The organism is Endozoicomonas sp. SESOKO3, assembly GCF_024606255.1.
In genome coordinates this window covers 1-1,062 of record NZ_JAHHPR010000737.1, presented here as the reverse complement: position 1 = coordinate 1,062, position 1,062 = coordinate 1, and the positions used below count along the sequence as shown (strand labels likewise).

Sequence of the window (1,062 nt, the reverse complement as noted above, 5' to 3'; positions counted from 1 at the left end):
GCCATGAAATAAACGACTACAGATAAACAACCCCTGTACCCATTGCTGCCCCGCTTCCTGAGCAAAAGTTTTCATGGCTTCCAGCCTGCCCACTGCCCGATAGAAGCGGTTATTATATCTCATGGTTTTGAGCCATTCATTTGAATCAATTTCCAGTCGGGTCAGAATGGGTGGGATATCAGAAGGGATTGAACCTTTCTTATCAGATCGGACTGCACGCCCACTCCAGTCAACCAGTTCAAGATAATCGTGAAGAATATAAGGCAATGCCTTAGCCGGATTTTGCCCCTGTGATCGAAAAGGCATAAGGGTGATTGGCTGCTTACGGGTGTCCGAACCTGCCAAATTTTCAATTCGTTCCTGGATCGACGTGTAGTCTGACCCTTCTGGAGTTTCCGCCATTTCGGCACGGAGCGGATTCAGGTCAACATAGGCCATGCAGGTCAACAACGCTGCCTCATCCAACAACGCCTGACTTTTAAAACGCCCTTCCCAGAAGCGACCTTTGCAGCCATCTTCCTGGTTAGCCTCACGGGCAAGATACTCATTCAGGCATCGCATGAACCAGCTGATGTTCGTTAAACGATTTCGATACTCTTCAACAAATTCGTCCACGCGAGCCAGCTCCGAATGACTCAGCTGGTCAGCAGCAAGATACCTCTGAACCAGAAGCGGCCCTGTGAAAAGCCTTGTCCACCGACTCAAAATTTCATCTCGTGTCCACTCTCTGGCAGGTTTCTGATTGATATGCAAAACCACATGATAGTGATTCGACATAACAGCATAGGCGCAGACTTCTATAGAAAAGATTGAAACCAGTTCCCTGAGCTTATCTACAACCCACTGCCGACGGTGCTCGTAGTTTTTGCCCGTCAAATAATCCTCCCCACACAAATACGCTCTGCGCACGCATCGAGCTATACAGTGATAATAAGGCGTGGAACCTGGGTCGATCAAAGAACTTCGTGCACGGGTCATAACCTCTCCTGCCGGAACTAAATAACAGCGACAGGAAAAAACTAGACGAGCTGGCTTGTTTGTCAAATATAAGGGTGTCCTATT

Annotated in this window: 1 protein-coding gene; it reads right to left on the bottom strand. The window is 48.2% G+C overall.

The features are described 5' to 3' along the window. Positions 1 to 978, bottom strand: a 978-nt coding sequence (locus KDK18_RS13000) for a transposase (protein WP_257255354.1), incomplete at its 3' end; no start/stop codon positions are given. Between the last annotated feature and the right edge of the window lie 84 nt (positions 979 to 1,062).